This window comes from Kosakonia sp. N21, from assembly GCF_050587465.1.
GTDB lineage: Bacteria > Pseudomonadota > Gammaproteobacteria > Enterobacterales > Enterobacteriaceae.
Window position 1 is genome coordinate 285,467 of sequence record NZ_JBOBHR010000004.1, and the last position, 16,421, is coordinate 301,887.

16 protein-coding genes are annotated in these 16,421 nt (G+C 54.9%); 10 read left to right on the forward strand and 6 right to left on the reverse strand.

From position 1 onward, the window contains the following. The first annotated feature begins 16 nt into the window (after positions 1–16). From hemA to kdsA, 6 genes are read left to right on the forward strand one after another with little or no spacing between them, the layout of a single operon-like run. Positions 17–1,273: a glutamyl-tRNA reductase gene (hemA, locus tag ACQ3G7_RS11600; RefSeq protein ID WP_430889911.1), complete on the forward strand. Its 1,257-nt coding sequence runs from the start codon at positions 17–19 to the stop codon at positions 1,271–1,273. 36 nt (positions 1,274–1,309) lie between these two features. Next, positions 1,310–2,392, forward strand: coding sequence for a peptide chain release factor 1 (gene prfA / locus ACQ3G7_RS11605; protein ID WP_430889912.1), 1,083 nt, complete (start codon positions 1,310–1,312; stop codon positions 2,390–2,392). Beyond that, positions 2,392–3,231 carry a peptide chain release factor N(5)-glutamine methyltransferase gene (gene prmC / locus ACQ3G7_RS11610; protein ID WP_430889913.1) on the forward strand — a complete coding sequence of 280 codons (840 nt, stop codon included), beginning with the start codon at positions 2,392–2,394 and terminating at the stop codon, positions 3,229–3,231. The genes prfA and prmC overlap by 1 nt, the downstream gene beginning before the upstream one ends. Positions 3,232–3,238: 7 nt before the next feature. Continuing rightward, positions 3,239–3,631 (forward strand): invasion regulator SirB2, encoded by a 393-nt coding sequence (gene sirB2, locus ACQ3G7_RS11615; RefSeq protein WP_430889914.1) that lies wholly within the window; start codon positions 3,239–3,241, stop codon positions 3,629–3,631. Positions 3,632–3,634: 3 nt separating this feature from the next. After that, entirely contained in the window at positions 3,635–4,444 is an 810-nt protein-coding gene (sirB1, locus tag ACQ3G7_RS11620) for an invasion regulator SirB1 (RefSeq protein ID WP_263100634.1), read from the forward strand. 36 nt (positions 4,445–4,480) lie between these two features. After that, positions 4,481–5,332: a 3-deoxy-8-phosphooctulonate synthase gene (kdsA, locus tag ACQ3G7_RS11625; RefSeq protein WP_430889915.1), complete on the forward strand. Its 852-nt coding sequence runs from the start codon at positions 4,481–4,483 to the stop codon at positions 5,330–5,332. 50 nt (positions 5,333–5,382) lie between these two features. On the opposite strand, the gene chaA is transcribed toward kdsA, so the two are convergent. Continuing rightward, a complete protein-coding gene (chaA, locus tag ACQ3G7_RS11630) occupies positions 5,383–6,483 on the reverse strand; it encodes a sodium-potassium/proton antiporter ChaA (RefSeq protein ID WP_430889916.1) in 1,101 nt (366 codons plus the stop codon). A 276-nt stretch (positions 6,484–6,759) separates the two neighbouring features. Between chaA and chaB the strand changes: the two genes are divergently transcribed. After that, positions 6,760–6,990: a putative cation transport regulator ChaB gene (gene chaB, locus ACQ3G7_RS11635; RefSeq protein WP_263100637.1), complete on the forward strand. Its 231-nt coding sequence runs from the start codon at positions 6,760–6,762 to the stop codon at positions 6,988–6,990. Positions 6,991–7,141: 151 nt separating this feature from the next. Beyond that, positions 7,142–7,840, forward strand: coding sequence for a gamma-glutamylcyclotransferase (locus tag ACQ3G7_RS11640; RefSeq protein WP_430889917.1), 699 nt, complete (start codon positions 7,142–7,144; stop codon positions 7,838–7,840). Between the two features lie 12 nt (positions 7,841–7,852). Here ACQ3G7_RS11640 and ACQ3G7_RS11645 read toward each other — a convergent pair whose 3' ends face one another. The 3 genes from ACQ3G7_RS11645 to ACQ3G7_RS11655 all read right to left on the reverse strand — a co-directional run bounded on the left by ACQ3G7_RS11645 (position 7,853) and on the right by ACQ3G7_RS11655 (position 10,558). Next, a complete protein-coding gene (locus ACQ3G7_RS11645; protein WP_263100639.1) occupies positions 7,853–8,098 on the reverse strand; it encodes a DUF1883 domain-containing protein in 246 nt (81 codons plus the stop codon). 214 nt (positions 8,099–8,312) lie between these two features. After that, complete coding sequence (locus ACQ3G7_RS11650; RefSeq protein ID WP_430889918.1) at positions 8,313–10,097, reverse strand: methyl-accepting chemotaxis protein; 1,785 nt, start codon at positions 10,095–10,097, stop codon at positions 8,313–8,315. 107 nt (positions 10,098–10,204) lie between these two features. After that, positions 10,205–10,558 (reverse strand): DsrE/DsrF/TusD sulfur relay family protein, encoded by a 354-nt coding sequence (locus ACQ3G7_RS11655; protein ID WP_430889919.1) that lies wholly within the window; start codon positions 10,556–10,558, stop codon positions 10,205–10,207. A 248-nt stretch (positions 10,559–10,806) separates the two neighbouring features. Here ACQ3G7_RS11655 and ACQ3G7_RS11660 point away from each other — a divergent pair, with 248 nt between their 5' ends. Then, positions 10,807–12,219, forward strand: a complete 1,413-nt coding sequence (locus ACQ3G7_RS11660; protein WP_430889920.1) for a YchO/YchP family invasin — start codon at positions 10,807–10,809, stop codon at positions 12,217–12,219. On the opposite strand, the gene narL is transcribed toward ACQ3G7_RS11660, so the two are convergent. Together narL and narX are read right to left on the reverse strand one after the other, a co-directional pair. Further along, positions 12,220–12,870: a two-component system response regulator NarL gene (gene narL, locus ACQ3G7_RS11665; RefSeq protein ID WP_061496301.1), complete on the reverse strand. Its 651-nt coding sequence runs from the start codon at positions 12,868–12,870 to the stop codon at positions 12,220–12,222. Further along, the gene (gene narX, locus ACQ3G7_RS11670; RefSeq protein ID WP_430889921.1) at positions 12,863–14,662 is read right to left on the reverse strand and encodes a nitrate/nitrite two-component system sensor histidine kinase NarX; all 1,800 of its coding nucleotides are present in this window, start codon (positions 14,660–14,662) and stop codon (positions 12,863–12,865) included. The genes narL and narX overlap by 8 nt, the downstream gene beginning before the upstream one ends. A 308-nt stretch (positions 14,663–14,970) precedes the next feature. Between narX and ACQ3G7_RS11675 the strand changes: the two genes are divergently transcribed. Beyond that, complete coding sequence (locus ACQ3G7_RS11675; protein ID WP_430889922.1) at positions 14,971–16,362, forward strand: NarK family nitrate/nitrite MFS transporter; 1,392 nt, start codon at positions 14,971–14,973, stop codon at positions 16,360–16,362. The last annotated feature ends 59 nt before the right edge of the window (positions 16,363–16,421 follow it).

The following is a 16,421-nucleotide window of genomic DNA, read 5'->3' on the forward strand; positions in this document are numbered from 1 at the left end:
TACTATTCCCGCGCCCATGACCCTTTTAGCACTAGGCATCAACCACAAAACGGCCCCCGTTTCGTTGCGAGAACGCATTGCATTTTCGCCGGAAACGCTTGACCAGGCTCTGGAAAGCCTGCTCTCGCAGCCGATGGTGCAGGGGGGGGTGGTGCTGTCGACCTGTAACCGCACTGAACTTTATTTGAGCGTTGAAGAGCGGGATAACCTGCACGAAGCGCTGGTGCGTTGGCTGTGCGATTATCACCATTTGCGGGAAGACGAAGTCCGCCAAAGCCTGTACTGGCACCAGGATAACGACGCGGTCAGCCATTTAATGCGCGTGGCCAGCGGCCTGGACTCGCTGGTGCTCGGCGAACCACAAATTCTCGGTCAGGTTAAAAAAGCCTTTGCCGATTCTCAGCGCGGGCATGATAACGCCAGCGATCTGGAGCGCATGTTCCAGAAATCCTTCTCTGTTGCGAAACGAGTGCGCACTGAAACTGATATCGGCGCCAGCGCTGTGTCCGTTGCGTTTGCCGCCTGTACGCTGGCGCGGCAAATTTTCGAATCACTGGCCTCGGTGACGGTGCTGCTGGTCGGCGCCGGGGAAACCATTGAGCTTGTGGCGCGGCATCTGCGTGAACATAAAGTGCAGAAAATGATCATTGCCAACCGTACCCGTGAACGCGCGCTGTCGCTGGCGGATGAAGTGGGCGCGGAAGTGATCTCGCTTAGTGATATCGATGAGCGCCTGAAAGACGCCGACATTGTGATCAGCTCTACCGCCAGCCCGTTGCCGATCATCGGCAAAGGGATGATGGAGCGCGCCATGAAGGCCCGGCGTAATCAACCTGTGCTGCTGGTGGATATCGCCGTTCCGCGCGATGTTGAACCGGAAGTCGGTAAAGTCGCTAACGCCTATCTCTACAGCGTGGACGACCTGCAAAGCATCATTCAGCACAATCTGGCGCAGCGCAAAGCCGCTGCGGTGCAGGCAGAAACCATTGTCGCCCAGGAAACCAGTGAATTTATGGCCTGGCTGCGTGCGCAAAGCGCCAGCGAGACTATCCGTGAATACCGCAGCCAGTCCGAAGTTGTTCGTGATGAGCTGACGGCAAAAGCGATCGCTGCGCTGGAGCAGGGCGGCGATCCGCAGGCTATTATGCAGGATCTGGCATGGAAACTGACCAACCGCCTGATCCACGCACCAACCAAATCTCTTCAGCAGGCTGCCCGTGACGGGGACGATGAACGCCTGCATATTCTGCGCAACAGCCTCGGGCTGGATTAGCACAACAATCTCTTATTATAAGGTGCACTTACGCCTATGAAGCCTTCTATCGTTGCCAAACTGGAAGCCCTGCATGAGCGCCATGAAGAAGTTCAGGCGCTGCTCGGTGACGCGCAAACCATCGCCGACCAGGACAAGTTCCGCGCGCTGTCGCGGGAATTCGCGCAGTTAAGCGATGTGTCACGCTGTTTTACTGACTGGCAACAGGTTCAGGAAGATATCGAAACCGCGCAGATGATGCTCGACGATCCGGAAATGCGCGACATGGCGCAGGACGAATTACGCGACGCGAAAGAAAAAAGCGAGCAGCTTGAACAGCAGTTGCAACTTTTACTGCTGCCAAAAGATCCGGACGATGAACGCAATGCGTTTGTTGAAGTGCGCGCCGGGACCGGCGGTGACGAAGCGGCGCTGTTTGCAGGCGACCTGTTCCGTATGTACAGCCGTTATGCGGAAGCCCGTCGCTGGCGTGTAGAGATCATGAGCGCCAACGATGGCGAGCACGGTGGATACAAAGAAGTGATTGCCAAAATCAGCGGCGATGGTGTCTATGGCCGACTGAAGTTTGAGTCCGGTGGTCATCGCGTACAGCGCGTTCCTGCCACCGAATCACAGGGGCGTATTCATACTTCTGCCTGTACCGTGGCGGTGATGCCGGAGCTGCCAGAAGCAGAGCTGCCGGATATTAACCCGGCTGATTTGCGCATCGACACCTTCCGCTCTTCCGGTGCGGGCGGGCAGCACGTTAACACCACCGACTCCGCTATTCGTATTACTCACTTGCCGACGGGCATTGTGGTGGAGTGTCAGGATGAGCGTTCGCAGCACAAAAACAAGGCCAAGGCATTGTCCGTGCTGGGTGCGCGTATCCACGCAGCGGAAATGGCCAAACGCCACCAGGCGGAAGCCTCAACCCGTCGCAACTTACTGGGCAGCGGCGATCGCAGTGACCGTAACCGTACCTATAACTTCCCGCAGGGGCGCGTGACCGATCACCGCATCAACGTGACGCTTTATCGACTGGATGAAGTCATGGAAGGCAAGCTGGATATGCTGATCGAACCGATCGTGCAGGAGTACCAGGCTGACCAGTTGGCTGCGCTCTCCGAGCAGGAATAATGGACTATCAACAGTGGTTGCGTGAGGCAATAAGCCAGTTACAGTCGAGCGACAGCCCGCGGCGCGATGCGGAGATCCTGCTCGGTTTTGTGACGGGGAAGTCTCGCACTTTTATTCTGGCTTTTGGCGAAACCCGGCTCACCGCCGGGCAACAACAACAGCTCGACGCACTGCTGGCACGGCGTGAACATGGTGAGCCGGTGGCACATCTGGTTGGCGTCCGTGAGTTCTGGTCGTTGCCGCTGTTTGTCTCGCCCGCCACATTGATTCCTCGCCCGGACACCGAATGCCTCGTTGAACAGGCGTTAAACCGCCTGCCTGAGACGCCGTGCCGTATCCTCGATTTAGGCACCGGTACCGGCGCTATCGCGCTGGCGCTGGCCAGCGAGCGTCCTGACTGCCAGGTGACGGCCGTCGATGTGGTTGCAGAGGCGGTAGCGCTGGCGCAGCGTAATGCCGAGCATCTTGGCATTGGCAATGTCGACATTCGCCAGAGCCACTGGTTCAGTGCGCTGGCCGGGCAGACGTTTTTGCTGATTGTCAGTAACCCCCCTTATATTGATGAGCAGGATCCGCATCTGGCGCAGGGAGATGTGCGTTTTGAGCCGTTGAGTGCGCTGGTCGCCGCTGACCACGGTCTGGCGGATTTAGAGATCATCATTAAGGACGCGCCAGGCTATTTGCTACCGGGTGGCTGGTTGCTGCTTGAACATGGCTGGCAGCAGGGAGAGTTGGTGCGCAACCTGTTCACCCGGCATGGCTGGCTGCAGGTTGCCACCTGCCGCGATTATGGCGATAACGAGCGTCTGACCCTCGGGCAGTGGCCCTGCGTGGAGTGAACAGGCAATGAGTGCCTTTAAGATCCTGATAACGCTACATTTGACGTCGGTGGTCTTGACCATTAGCCTGTTTGTTTTACGCTACTGGTGGCGCTGGTCGGCTAATCCGCGCGCGCAGTCGCGTTGGGTGCGTGTGTTGCCGCATACCATTGATACCGTCTTGTTGTTAAGCGGCGCGGGATTGATGTGGGTGACGGGCTATTTACCTTTTACTGTTAAAGGCGCATGGCTGACTGAAAAGCTGTTTGGCGTTATCATCTATATCGTTTTGGGTTTTATTGCGCTTGGGCGACATCGCCCGCGCAGCCAGCAGACAGGGTTTATCGCCTTTATGCTGGGGCTGGTGGTGCTGTACATCATCATCAAACTCGCCGCCACAAAAGTACCGATACTGGGGTAAGACATGAGGTCGTTAGCCGATTTCGAATTTAATAAAGCGCCGTTATGCGATGGGATGATCCTTGTTTCAGAGCTGATTCGCGATGATTTTCCTTCACAATATGTGCATGACGAACTGGAGCGGCTGCTCAGTCTGGCACGCGAAGAAATCAGCATGGCGAAGCCTCAGGACTGGCAACTGGAAAAACTCGTTGAGCTGTTTTACGGCGAATGGGGCTTTAAAGATACGCGCGGCGTCTACCGTTTGTCCGACGCGCTATGGCTGGATAAAGTGCTGGAAAATCGCCAGGGCAGCGCCGTATCGCTGGGCGCAATTTTACTGTGGGTGGCCGGGCGTCTGGATATTCCGCTGACGCCGGTGATTTTCCCGACGCAACTGATCCTCCGCGCCGAATGGCTGGATGGCGAAATGTGGCTGATTAACCCATTTAACGGCGATACGTTGGATGAGCATACGCTGGAAGTGTGGTTGAAAGGTAATATCAGCCCGGTTGCCGAGTTGTTCAATGAAGATCTGGATGAAGCTGATAACGCGGAAGTGATCCGCAAGTTGCTGGATACGCTGAAATCGGCGCTGATGGAAGAACAGCAGATGGAGCTGGCGTTGCGCGCCAGTGAAGCGTTGTTGCAGTTCAATCCGGAAGATCCCTATGAGATCCGCGACCGTGGGCTGATTTATGCGCAACTGGATTGCGACCACGTGGCGCTGCATGATTTAAGTTATTTTGTTGAGCAGTGCCCGGAGGATCCCATCAGTGAGATGATCCGCGCGCAAATCAACACCATTTCGCACAAACAGATTACTTTGCATTAAGCATGTGTTCCGATTCACACTCGATAAGGCGATTCTATGAAACAAAAAGTGGTTAGCATTGGCGACATTAAGGTCGCGAACGACCTGCCGTTTGTACTGTTTGGTGGTATGAACGTGCTGGAGTCCCGCGATTTGGCAATGCGCATTTGCGAACACTACGTCACCGTGACCCAAAAACTGGGTATCCCGTACGTGTTCAAAGCCTCTTTTGATAAAGCCAACCGCTCTTCTATCAAGTCCTACCGTGGACCGGGTCTGGAAGAGGGGATGAAGATTTTTCAGGAGCTGAAACAGACGTTCGGCGTAAAAGTGATCACTGATGTGCACGAAGCGTCACAGGCGCAGCCGGTTGCTGATGTGGTTGATGTCATCCAACTGCCAGCGTTCCTGGCGCGTCAGACGGACCTGGTGGAAGCGATGGCGAAAACCGGTGCGGTGATCAACGTCAAGAAACCGCAGTTCGTTAGCCCGGGCCAGATGGGCAATATCGTGGATAAATTCCACGAAGGCGGTAACGACAACGTTATTCTTTGCGACCGTGGTTCCAACTTCGGCTATGACAATCTGGTCGTGGACATGCTGGGCTTCAGCGTGATGAAGAAAGTCTCCAACAACGCGCCGGTGATTTTCGATGTCACCCACGCGCTGCAGTGCCGCGATCCGTTTGGCGCTGCGTCTGGCGGTCGTCGCGCGCAGGTTGCTGAGCTGGCGCGTGCGGGTATGGCTACCGGTCTGGCAGGTCTGTTTATTGAAGCGCATCCGGATCCGGACAATGCAAAATGCGATGGCCCATCCGCGCTGCCGCTGGCGAAGCTGGAGCCGTTCCTGAAACAGATCAAAGCCATTGACGATCTGGTGAAGAGCTTCGACGAGCTCGACACCGAGTAAGAATGAAAAAACCCCGCAACGCGGGGTTTTTTTATGGATGCAATCTGCCGTCAGGCAAAAATCGTCATCAGATAGGCCGCAAATAACGCCAAATGCGCCGCGCCGTTCAGCACATTAGTGCGCCCGGTCGAGAAGGAAATGTGGCACAGCACCAGCGATGCGACCATCACAATCATCTCCGGCGCGCCCAGCGCAAAGATCAGATCGTTGCCAGTGAACCATGCAATCAGCGTGACAACCGGCACCGTCAACGAAATGGTGGCCAGCACCGAGCCGAAAAAGAGGTTCATCGCGCGCTGAACCTGGTTATTCAGGACAGCTTTCAGCGCCCCCAGTCCTTCTGGTGAAAGGATCAGTAACGCCACCAGGAAACCGGTAAAGGCGACAGGCGCATTCAGTTCGCTCAGCAGCGACTCCAGCGGTTTGGCGTTCATCTTGGTCACAGCGATAACGGCAACCAGATGAATAATCAGCCACGCCGTATGCCACAGATTACCGTGCGCAGACGGTTTGCCATGGTGCGGGTCATTATCATCGCTCTCATCTTCATGTTCGTAAACAAACAGGCTCTGATGGGTTTTTGTCTGGATCAGCAGAAAGACACCGTACATAGCCGCCGAAATCAGCGCCACCAGTAACGACTGACCAATGGTGAAATTAGCGGACGGCAGCGCCATCGGGAAAACCAGCACAATAATCGCCAGCGGGAACAGGGCAATCAGGTACTGTTTAATGCCAAACAGGTTCATATACTGAGTGGCGAATTTGCGCCCGCCGAGCAGCAGCGAAAACCCCACCAGCCCACCGGTCACGATCATAATGATGGAATAGAGCGTATCGCGCATCAGCGTCGGGGCCGCATCGCCGGTGGCCATCAGCGCAGAAATCAGACTCACTTCAAGAATAACGACGGAAAGGCTCAGAATCAGCGACCCGTAAGGTTCGCCGAGGCGGTGCGCGAGAACATCTGCGTGACGCACCACGCTAAAGGCGCTGGATAAAATCCCCACCAGCGCCAGAATATTAATGCCGATCACCGCTGGCAGCGACTGTGTACTTCCCCATAACAGCAGTACGCCCAGCGCCAGCATCGGGAAAATAAGGGTAGTCTCCTTGTGGCGGGTTTTAACCGCCTCGTGCGTTGTTGTCATTGTGATTCTCCATCCAGCATGCAGGTATTTGACAATTATAGTTAAAAAATTTGAACGCCTTAACATAGCAAAGCGTGACGCCATGGTGGGGATATTTACCTGATTTTACGGGAACCTGTTTCTTTCTATTTGAATGCGGCAAAAAGTGGTGTTTTGTTTAAATAGTGTTGAATTTACATAGTGATGCTTATTTTTATTTTTAACTAATTTGCTGTTGCTGGCGCAAAGAGAGAATGTCGATCAGACTTAAAGATTTACCCCAGAAGGAGCCAGATGATGCCGTATAAATCGAAATCTGATCTGCCAGACAGCGTGCAGCATGTGTTACCCGCTCATGCACAAGATATTTATAAAGAGGCCTTCAATAGCGCCTGGGAGCAATACAAAGATAAAGACGACAGGCGCGATGATGCGAGCCGCGAAGAGACGGCGCATCGCGTCGCCTGGGCCGCAGTCAAACATGACTATGAGAAAGGTGATGACGAGAAGTGGCATAAAAAGAAATAAGCACCTTTAGCGCGTTATTCGATAGATTGTCGCTATTGCAAGCGGCCGGTGAATTGCATAAGGTCGTAGTAAGCTGCGTTGAAACGCAGCATATGTCGGGAAGGCAGCAGTAAAGCAGTCGCAAGGAAGCATGCAGTGGCGGAGGTAAAAGATGTTAACGCGTGATTTCTTGCTCAAGGCCGATTGTAAAACGGCGTTTGGCGATATCGAGGCATCGCTATTGTGGTCGGCGGAACAACGGGCGGCATCCCTGGCTGCCACGCTTGCCTGCCGTCCGGATGACGGCCCGGTATGGATTTTTGGTTATGGTTCGCTGATGTGGAACCCGGCGCTGGAGTTTGACGAATCCTGCACCGGAACGCTGGTGGGTTGGCATCGCGCATTCTGTTTGCGCCTGACCGCCGGACGCGGGACGGCTTGCCAACCGGGGCGTATGCTTGCACTGAAAGAGGGCGGGCGCACCACCGGCGTGGCGTATCGCTTGCCAGCACAGACGCTTGAAGAGGAGCTGGGCCTGCTGTGGAAGCGTGAGATGATCACCGGTTGCTACATGCCGAGCTGGTGCAAACTCACACTCGACGATGGTCGTCACGTTAATGCGCTGGTGTTTATCATGGATCCCCGCCATCCACTGTATGAGTCTGATACCCGCGCGCAGATTATCGCGCCGCTGATTGCCGCCGCCAGCGGGCCGCTGGGCACCAACGCACAATACCTCTTTTCGCTTGAGCAAGAACTGATCAAGCTTGGTATGCATGACGATTGCCTGAATGAGCTGGTAGGGAAAGTGCGGGGGCTGCTGGAAGAAGAAAAACCAGGCCCGGATCTGCAACCTGGTTTTGCCTGCTAACGGTTGCGGTGATTACGCCGCAACGTAGCTGATTGAGTGCTCAAGCGACTGGCTGTGGCTATCGATCAGCACACTCCAGATGCCGCTGTAAGGAACCGCCAGATAGGCGCTTGCACGGTTCTGTACGCTTAAGATATCCGTCTGTGTCTGAGAAGATTGTGTCTTCTCGCTCATCAGATGGATATGGCAACTCTCAGAACAACGAACAACGACCGTATCTCCGCCAAATAACTTCAAACTTGCCTTTACCAACGCCATTTTCAACCCCGTAGTTGTTAAACAACGCGCTCCTTGCTGGAACAATCCCGTGCGTGATTTTGTTCACAATTCACTCATTGCATAACACCAAAGGGAAGGGGGTTAAATGCTGATTTCGATCAACTAATGACGTAACGATTAAACAAAAATGACATTGTTCGGTGGGGAAAGAGGTCGGCGCGAAAAATTGTGGTTAAAACGCGCCGACAAAAGATTAAATGCGGAAATGACCCGCTGTTTCAGCTAGCTCACCCGCTTGCGATCGCAGTGCGCCGGCAGCGGCCGCAGACTCGATCACCAGCTCGGCGTTTTGCTGCACCATGCGATCCAGATCGATAACAGCATGATTTATCTCCTGAATGCCTTTCATTTGCTCGCTGGTCGCCACCGTAATTTCCCGCATGATCACCGACACGCTATCAATGCTGGCGACAATGTCGGTCATACTTTCACCCGCCAGCCGCACGAAGCGCGACCCCGTCGCCACGCTGTCGGTGGTGGAATCAATCAGCGTTTTGATCTCTTTCGCCGCCTGTGCGCTACGGCTTGCCAGATTGCGTACTTCACCGGCAACCACGGCGAACCCGCGCCCTTGCTCACCGGCGCGCGCCGCTTCAACAGAGGCGTTCAGTGCCAGGATATTGGTCTGGAAGGCAATTCCGTCGATGACGCTGGTGATATCGCCGATTTTCGCGGAGGCCACTTCAATAGACTGCATCGTGTTGATAGCCTGATTCACCACCTGTCCCCCGCGGGATGCGGCTTCGGATGCGACATGAGCCTGGTTATTTGCCTGCGCCGCCGCATCGGTTGATTGCGCGACGGATGCGGTGATCTGCTCCACAGCGCTGGCGGTTTCACGCAGGCTGGAGGCGGCCTGTTCCGTACGGCCAGAAAGATCCTGGTTACCGGCGGCAATCTCCTGCGCTGCCTGCTGCACGGAGTTACTGGAGTCGCGCAGTTTACCCATCACGACCGAAAGCTTGTCGCTGAAAGCGTTAAACGCCTGAGCGATTTGCGATACTTCGTCGTTGCCATCGGTCGGCAGTCGCTGGGAGAGATCGTTGGTTCCGCTGCTGATAGCATGCATGGCATCACGGACGGTCAGGAGGCGTTTCAGCAGCGTCGAGACAATCCAGTGCATAATCGCGCCGGTGATTAACAGCAACACGATCAGCGAAATTGCAGAGGCTTTTAACTGTGCACGTAAGCCGGCGGTGGAATCGCCGCTATCCAGCGCGACAGCCAGAACCCAGTCTGTCCCTTTGACCTGACTTGCCAGCAGTTCTTTCTGCTCACCGGCATAGACCCCGGATACCGGTTTGCCGCTGCGCAAATCGGCGAAGCTGACGCCACTAATGGCATCGGTGAAGGGCTTCATCGTCAGCTTGTCATTTCCGGCGGCAATGATGGTACCGTCGCTGGCAAGCAGCATACCGCTGCTGTTCGGTGTCGGGCTGATGCCTTTAACGTTGGCCACGACGCTGTCCATCGAGACGTCGCCTGCCACCACGCCTTTGAGCGTGCCGTTCTCTTTGACCGGGACGGCGAAAGTGACCACCAGAGCACCGGTGCTGGCATCCACATAGGGAGCGGTGACCACAGGCGCATCCGCTTTGACGACCTGCTGATACCATGGTCGAATCGTCGGATCGTAATCAGGGGGAACGCCGCCAGGGTCGGAGAATTTCGCGGTTTTCGTGGCATAGCCAACATAAACGTTAATGAAACCCCCGGCGTGTGCAATCTGCTTGAAGACCGGCACGGGATCGTCGCTCAGGGCAACGCTTTGCAGTGAGGCGATCATATTCGTTTTGGTGGCAATCCAGTCGGCAATCGCAATGCTGTGACTGGCGCTGGTGCTGGAGAGGATATTTTGCTGAGTTTGCTGGTTGTGCTGGCTGGTTACCTGATAGTTGATGATGGTGTTAAGAAGCAAAGCGATAACGAGGCATCCCGCTGTCGCCGCAATAATACGGGCTTTAATTGATCTGAACATTTTTATAGTACCTGCTGTGTTGTCTTTAGGGGCTATCGGCAATACAGCAGGTAAACTTGATGACGTAAGGTCATCCATAAGAAAAAAATATTAAACTCACCGCAATATTAGAACGTTAATACTTTATCCGCTGCCAGCGTCCATTGCGCCAGTTCGACCAGCGTGCCGATCTCCACACCGTCAATCAGCGGCAGTGTGGTGATACCGCGTCCGTCGGTACAGGTTTTACACAGTTTCACCGGCACATGCTGCGCCGTTAAAATCTCCAGCATCTGCTGGATGTTATAGCCTTCTGCCGGTTTTTGCCCGCGCAGCCCGGCGGTCACCGCGTCGGACATCAAGAACAATTTCAGATTAAGCTCCGCGTTCTGTTCACGCAGGGCAATGGCCAGACGCAGGCTGTTAAACAGAGATTCGCTACCGTAGGCGGCACCGTTAGCCACAATGACGATTTTTTGCATCTTCACTCCCTCGATAAAAGTGCGCAGCGTCGACGCCGCGCTGAAGACGTTTATGCTACTGCGACACCGTCGCAGGGGGAAGGGCGTCGGGACAAAGAGTGTGCATGACCGATCACACTGTCGTTGTGTCAGGATGGGAACGATAAGGATCTTCCTGGAATGCCCTCTACGGCTGCAAAGGTGGGCCAAAAACGTTAACCTTAAAAGGTGTTTAACCTGCAACGGGATGGATCATAATCAGTGTCGTGATGCGTAACGCCATACATTCCCAACTCTTTTTACTCCTCGCATTGTTGCTGGCAGGCGTTTCTGCCAGTGCCCAGCAAAATCGTTTTGTACAGCAGGCGGAAAATCCCTTTGATAATAATGGCGATGGCTTGCCGGACCTGGGGATGGCGCCCGAAACCCGCGCGCAGGAAAAACATTTCGCTGAAATGGCGAAAGCCTTTGGCGAAGCCAGTATGACCGATAACGGCCTGACGACTGGCGAACAGGCGCGCCAGTTTGCCTTTGGGCAGATACGGGATGTGGTCAACGATGAAGTGAGCCAGAAGATGGAATCCTGGCTATCACCGTGGGGGAGCGCCACGGTTGATCTGAACGTTGATAATGAAGGCAATTTTACCGGCAGCCACGGGGACTGGTTCCTGCCACTGCAGGATAATAACCGTTATCTCACCTGGAGCATGCTGGGGTTAACGCAACAGGATGCCGGGCTGGTGGGCAATGCGGGTATCGGGCAACGCTGGATATCCGGAGAGTGGTTACTGGGCTATAACACGTTTTACGACACCCTTCTTGATGATAACCAGGGCCGCGCAGGACTGGGTGCTGAAGCCTGGGGCGAGTATCTGCGTTTTTCTGCTAATTACTATCAGCCACTGAGCAACTGGGATGACCAAACCGCGACGCTGCAACAGCGCATGGCGCGCGGCTATGACGTTACGGCGCAGGCGAGGCTACCGTTTTACCAGCAACTGAACACCAGCGTTAGCCTTGAGCAATATTTTGGCGACAGTGTCGATCTGTTCGATACCGGAACCGGTTATCACAATCCGGTGGCGGTAAAACTGGGGCTGAATTATACCCCGGTGCCGCTGGTGACGCTGACCGCGGAGCACAAGCAAGGGGAGAGCGGTGCAAGTCAGAATGACCTCGGATTGAAAGTCAATTATCGCTTTGGCGTCCCGCTCTGGAAGCAACTTTCCGCCAGTGAAGTGGCAGAAAGTCGCTCGTTACGCGGCAGCCGCTATGACAGCCCGACGCGTAGCACGACTCCGGTGTTTGAGTATCGCCAGCGGAAGACATTGTCGGTGTTTCTGGCCACGCCGCCATGGGACTTACAGCCGGGCGAGACCGTAGAAGTGAAATTGCAGATTAACAGCGTGCACGGCATCCGTTCGATAACCTGGCAGGGCGATACTCAGATTCTGAGTCTGACGCCGCCTGCTGATGGGCACAGCGCAGAGGGCTGGACGCTGATTATGCCGCGCTGGGACAGTGCGGAAGGGGCAACCAATCGCTGGACGCTCTCAGCGCTGGTGGAGGATGGTAAAGGGCAGCGCGTCGTGTCCAATACCATCGAACTGAAACTGACTGAGCCGGTCATTGCGCCTCAGCCAGAGGCCAGTGCGGGCTGGGCGCTACCCGACCCGCAGTGATCAGAAAATACGTTCCTGGTGCACCCACACGGCGGCTTCCACACGGGACTTCAGTTTCATTTTCTTTAGCATATGTTTGACGTGAACTTTGACCGTACTTTCGGTGATATCCAGACGACGGGCGATCATCTTATTCGGCAGCCCTTGCGCAATCAGTTTGAGGATGTCGCGTTCACGCGGCGTCAGTTGGGTAATATCGCGGTCAGTCGTCGCCCGGTTGGCGCGCAGGCTGGCTGCCAGCACCGGCGTGAGCGCTTCGCTTAATACCATCTCTCCGGCGGCGGCCTGCTGCAGGGCTTTGAGCAGATCTTCCGGTTCCATATCTTTCAGTAAGTAACCATCGGCACCGCGTTTCAGTGCCGTGACCACATCTTCTTCATGGTTGGAGACGCTGAACACCACGATACGCCCGGAGAGCGTTTTTTCCCGTAGTTTATCCAGCGTTTCCAGCCCGTTCATGCCCGGCATATTGAGATCCAGTAAAATCAGGTCCGGATCCAGCGATTCCGCCAGCTCAATGCCTTGCTCCCCGTTGCTCGCTTCGCCAGCTACGGTGATATCCGGCGCCATGCTAATTAACTGTTTAACACCGGTTCGCAGCATTGGATGATCGTCGATCAGGAGGATAGTTGCCGGTTCCTGATTACTCATGGTTATCTCCTTGCATGGATGAGAGAAATTTCTCTGGAATAAAGGTTACGACCACTTCAGTGCCACCGGATTCGACCGGACGTACCTGGCAGTCGCCGCGCAGACTTTGTGCGCGGTCACGCATAATGATCAATCCATAATGGTTGGTCCGTTCAGCATTAACCGGAATGCCGCAACCGTTGTCGCTGATGCGTAATATTACCCGGTTTTCCTGCTGTTGCACTGCAACACTGACCGACGTCGCGCCAGCGTGTTTTAATGCGTTGCTGAGCGCCTCGCGGGCGATCTGCAACAGGTGAATCGCCTGATGCGATGGCACCAGTCTGGGCGGCAACTGATAATCAAGCCGCACCTGGAAACCGAGCCGCTCGCTGAACTCCTGACAGCTTGACTCCAGCGCCGGGCGCAGCCCGGGTTCGGTTAATTGTAAACGGAAGGTGGTCAACAGTTCACGTAATTGCGCCCATGACGTATTGAGTTCATTACGGATTTGCCCTAACAGATGCCGACTGCTCTCCGGCAAATCATCCCCCTGCATTTGCAGGCAACTGACCTGCATCTTCATACAGGAGAGCGACTGGGCGATCGAGTCATGCAGTTCGCGAGCAATCGTGGCGCGCTCTTCCATTACCATCAGTTGCTGCTGGCGGTCCTGATGTCTGTCCAGCGCCAGTGTGGCGGTCAGTTGTTCAACCAACGTATCCACCAGTTGCTGCTGATCGTGACTTAAATGGCGACCCGGCGGCAGAGTGGCTAACAGCAGGCCGTATTGCATATGGGCGTCCGCCAGCCGCCATTTCAGCGTGGTGCCCACACTGGAAAGTGTTGGAAGGGTGCCCCGCGGGCACAAATGGCAGCCTTTGTCATCGCAACTGGCATTGGACTGGCAGGTAAATTCCTGGTGATTTTCCTCGTCTTCCATATCGTACACGCGCAGTTCAAGATCGTGCAGCAGCGTTAAATTCTGTAAGCCATTGAGGACGGGAGAGAGACGTTCACAGAGCGGGATGCGTGAATGCAGTCTGTGGTTGGCTTGCCATAAAAAAGAGAGGATCTGATTTTTCTGCTCAAGACCGGCGGTTTTTTCTTGTACGCGCTGCTCCAGTACGGCGTAGCTCTCCGCCAGCTCGGCGGACATATTATTCAGCGCTTCGCCCAGTGTCGCCATCTCGTTGCGCCCGCTGATGCTTGCACGCTGAGTAAAGTCACGGTGGCTCACGGCGCGTGCCATTTGCAAAAGTTGCTGCCACGGACGGAGTAGACGAGCCCGCAGCCAGACCACTGCGAACAGCAGCAATAATCCCATCAGCAACGCCATCAGCCGGTGCAGGATCACGACCCGTTCAATGCGCTGCTCAGTGCTGTGATCGAATGCGGTGACCAACTGATCGATGCGACCCACGAAAATGGCGATCGTACTGGCGACTTCACTGGGTTGCTGCGCGCCTTTAATCGCCGGGATCACGTCACTGTGCCAGTAACGTTGTAATTCAGCGAGTTGCTGCTGTTGACCGTCACGCGCGGCGGCTTTCGCCAGTTCCGGGCTAAACGCCGTTTGCTCCATCTCGTCTAGCAGGTATTGCTCATCTTCATGCAGGGGAATGGCGGAAAGCAGGCGGTAGCTTTGCATGCGCAGCGAACCGGCTTTGTTAATCGCGTGCGCGCTGCCCTGAACCCCTTGCACCAGCCAGCCGGAAATAGCCATCCCTGCCACGCCGATGGCGGTGGACAACAGCATGATCAGCGCCAGTTGATTAACCAGCGTAAGCGGTGAGAAAAGGCGTTTTAGCATAAGCAATGAAAGCTCCTGAGCCGCTACCGGTGCGGATGACGCTATTGTCAGCTATCGCCTGGGGTATACCCATACCCCCAAGGTATTACTCCTTTATTGCCGGTTGGGTAGCATTGGGTGGAACGAACAGAGTAGTGAAGGGCAGCACCGTGAAAAACCACATCTTTTTTACCCCTTTACGCTACTCATAAATGAGCATGCTGTTTTTTTGCCCGTGGAAAGGGCTGCTTTTCCTTTGATTTATATCAACTTAACTCACGCTATAAAAACTAATGTTGCAGGTATCAAACCGATCAATAGAGGTGTTTATGCAGCACTCATCCATCCCGGAAAAGAGTACGTCCACACGAGTCATTACTGAGTGGCGTCCTGAAGAACCGGCATTCTGGCAGCAACAAGGGCAGCGTATTGCCAGCCGCAACCTGTGGATTTCCGTTCCCTGCCTGCTTCTGGCATTTTGTGTCTGGATGCTTTTTAGCGCAGTGGCCGTTAATCTCCCCAAAGTAGGATTTCAGTTTACTACCGACCAGTTATTTTTATTGACTGCGTTGCCGTCAGTCTCCGGCGCGCTGTTACGCGTTCCTTACTCTTTTATGGTGCCTGTCTTCGGTGGTCGTCGCTGGACGGCGTTCAGTACCGGCATCATGATTATCCCGTGCGTGTGGCTTGGCATTGCGGTACAGGATCCCACCACGCCGTACAGCACCTTCATCATTATCTCCCTGCTCTGCGGTCTGGCTGGCGCGAACTTTGCCTCCAGTATGGCGAACATCAGTTTTTTCTTTCCGAAACAGAAACAGGGTGGTGCGCTGGGTATCAACGGCGGTTTAGGGAACCTCGGTGTCAGCGTGATGCAGTTAATTGCACCGCTGGCCGTTTCGTTCTCCATTTTCGCGGCGTTTGGCGCAACCGGCACCACCCAACCTGATGGCTCGGTGCTGTATCTGGAAAATGCGGCCTGGGTATGGGTTCCTCTGCTGGTGGTCTGTACGCTGGCGGCCTGGTTTGGGATGAATGAGCTGGCGACGTCTAAAGCTTCCTTACGCGCGCAATTGCCGGTGCTGAAGCGTTCACATTTGTGGATCATGAGCTTCCTGTATCTGGCAACGTTCGGCTCGTTTATCGGCTTTTCTGCCGGGTTTGCCATGTTGTCGAAAACCCAGTTCCCGGAAGTGCAGGTTCTGCATTTTGCGTTCTTTGGACCGTTAGTGGGGGCGCTGGCGCGTTCCGCAGGCGGGGCAATTTCCGATCGTCTGGGAGGGACTCGCGTCACGCTGGTGAACTTCGTGGTGATGGCGATATTCAGTGCGTTGTTGTTCCTGACATTGCCTTCGGGTGGGACGGGAGGCAATTTCACGGCATTCTTCTGCGTTTTCCTCGTGCTGTTCATGACGGCGGGTTTGGGGAGCGGTTCGACTTTCCAGATGATTTCGATCACCTTCCGTAAAATGACCATGGAACGTGTACAAAAAGCCGGTGGCACCGAGAGCGAAGCCATGCGCGAAGCCGCAACGGAAACCGCGGCAGCGCTGGGTTTTATCTCGGCAATCGGCGCGATTGGCGGGTTCTTTATTCCTAAAGCATTTGGCACGTCACTGGCGTTAACCGGTTCTCCGGCAGGCGCAATGAAAGTGTTCCTCGTGTTCTATGTAGCCTGTGTGGTGATCACCTGGGCGATATATGGACGTAAAAAACAATAAACGAAGTAACTGTTGATTATCCTTGCGCGGTGACGAGCCGCGCTTTTTTTGCTTCTTAA

Bases quoted from the DNA above. Each gene is read 5' to 3' on its own strand.
- ACQ3G7_RS11675 (WP_430889922.1), top strand. From the start codon at position 14,971: ATGCAGCACTCATCCATCCCGGAAAAGAGTACGTCCACACGAGTCATT.
- hemA (WP_430889911.1), top strand. From the start codon at position 17: ATGACCCTTTTAGCACTAGGCATCAACCACAAAACGGCCCCCGTTTCG.
- ACQ3G7_RS11650 (WP_430889918.1), bottom strand. From the start codon at position 10,097: ATGTTCAGATCAATTAAAGCCCGTATTATTGCGGCGACAGCGGGATGC.
- ACQ3G7_RS11645 (WP_263100639.1), bottom strand. From the start codon at position 8,098: ATGGCGTTGGTAAAGGCAAGTTTGAAGTTATTTGGCGGAGATACGGTC.
- kdsA (WP_430889915.1), top strand. From the start codon at position 4,481: ATGAAACAAAAAGTGGTTAGCATTGGCGACATTAAGGTCGCGAACGAC.
- ACQ3G7_RS11640 (WP_430889917.1), top strand. From the start codon at position 7,142: ATGTTAACGCGTGATTTCTTGCTCAAGGCCGATTGTAAAACGGCGTTT.
- narL (WP_061496301.1), bottom strand. From the start codon at position 12,870: ATGAGTAATCAGGAACCGGCAACTATCCTCCTGATCGACGATCATCCA.
- sirB2 (WP_430889914.1), top strand. From the start codon at position 3,239: ATGAGTGCCTTTAAGATCCTGATAACGCTACATTTGACGTCGGTGGTC.
- ACQ3G7_RS11660 (WP_430889920.1), top strand. From the start codon at position 10,807: ATGCGTAACGCCATACATTCCCAACTCTTTTTACTCCTCGCATTGTTG.
- narX (WP_430889921.1), bottom strand. From the start codon at position 14,662: ATGCTAAAACGCCTTTTCTCACCGCTTACGCTGGTTAATCAACTGGCG.
- prmC (WP_430889913.1), top strand. From the start codon at position 2,392: ATGGACTATCAACAGTGGTTGCGTGAGGCAATAAGCCAGTTACAGTCG.
- sirB1 (WP_263100634.1), top strand. From the start codon at position 3,635: ATGAGGTCGTTAGCCGATTTCGAATTTAATAAAGCGCCGTTATGCGAT.
- chaA (WP_430889916.1), bottom strand. From the start codon at position 6,483: ATGACAACAACGCACGAGGCGGTTAAAACCCGCCACAAGGAGACTACC.
- chaB (WP_263100637.1), top strand. From the start codon at position 6,760: ATGCCGTATAAATCGAAATCTGATCTGCCAGACAGCGTGCAGCATGTG.
- prfA (WP_430889912.1), top strand. From the start codon at position 1,310: ATGAAGCCTTCTATCGTTGCCAAACTGGAAGCCCTGCATGAGCGCCAT.
- ACQ3G7_RS11655 (WP_430889919.1), bottom strand. From the start codon at position 10,558: ATGCAAAAAATCGTCATTGTGGCTAACGGTGCCGCCTACGGTAGCGAA.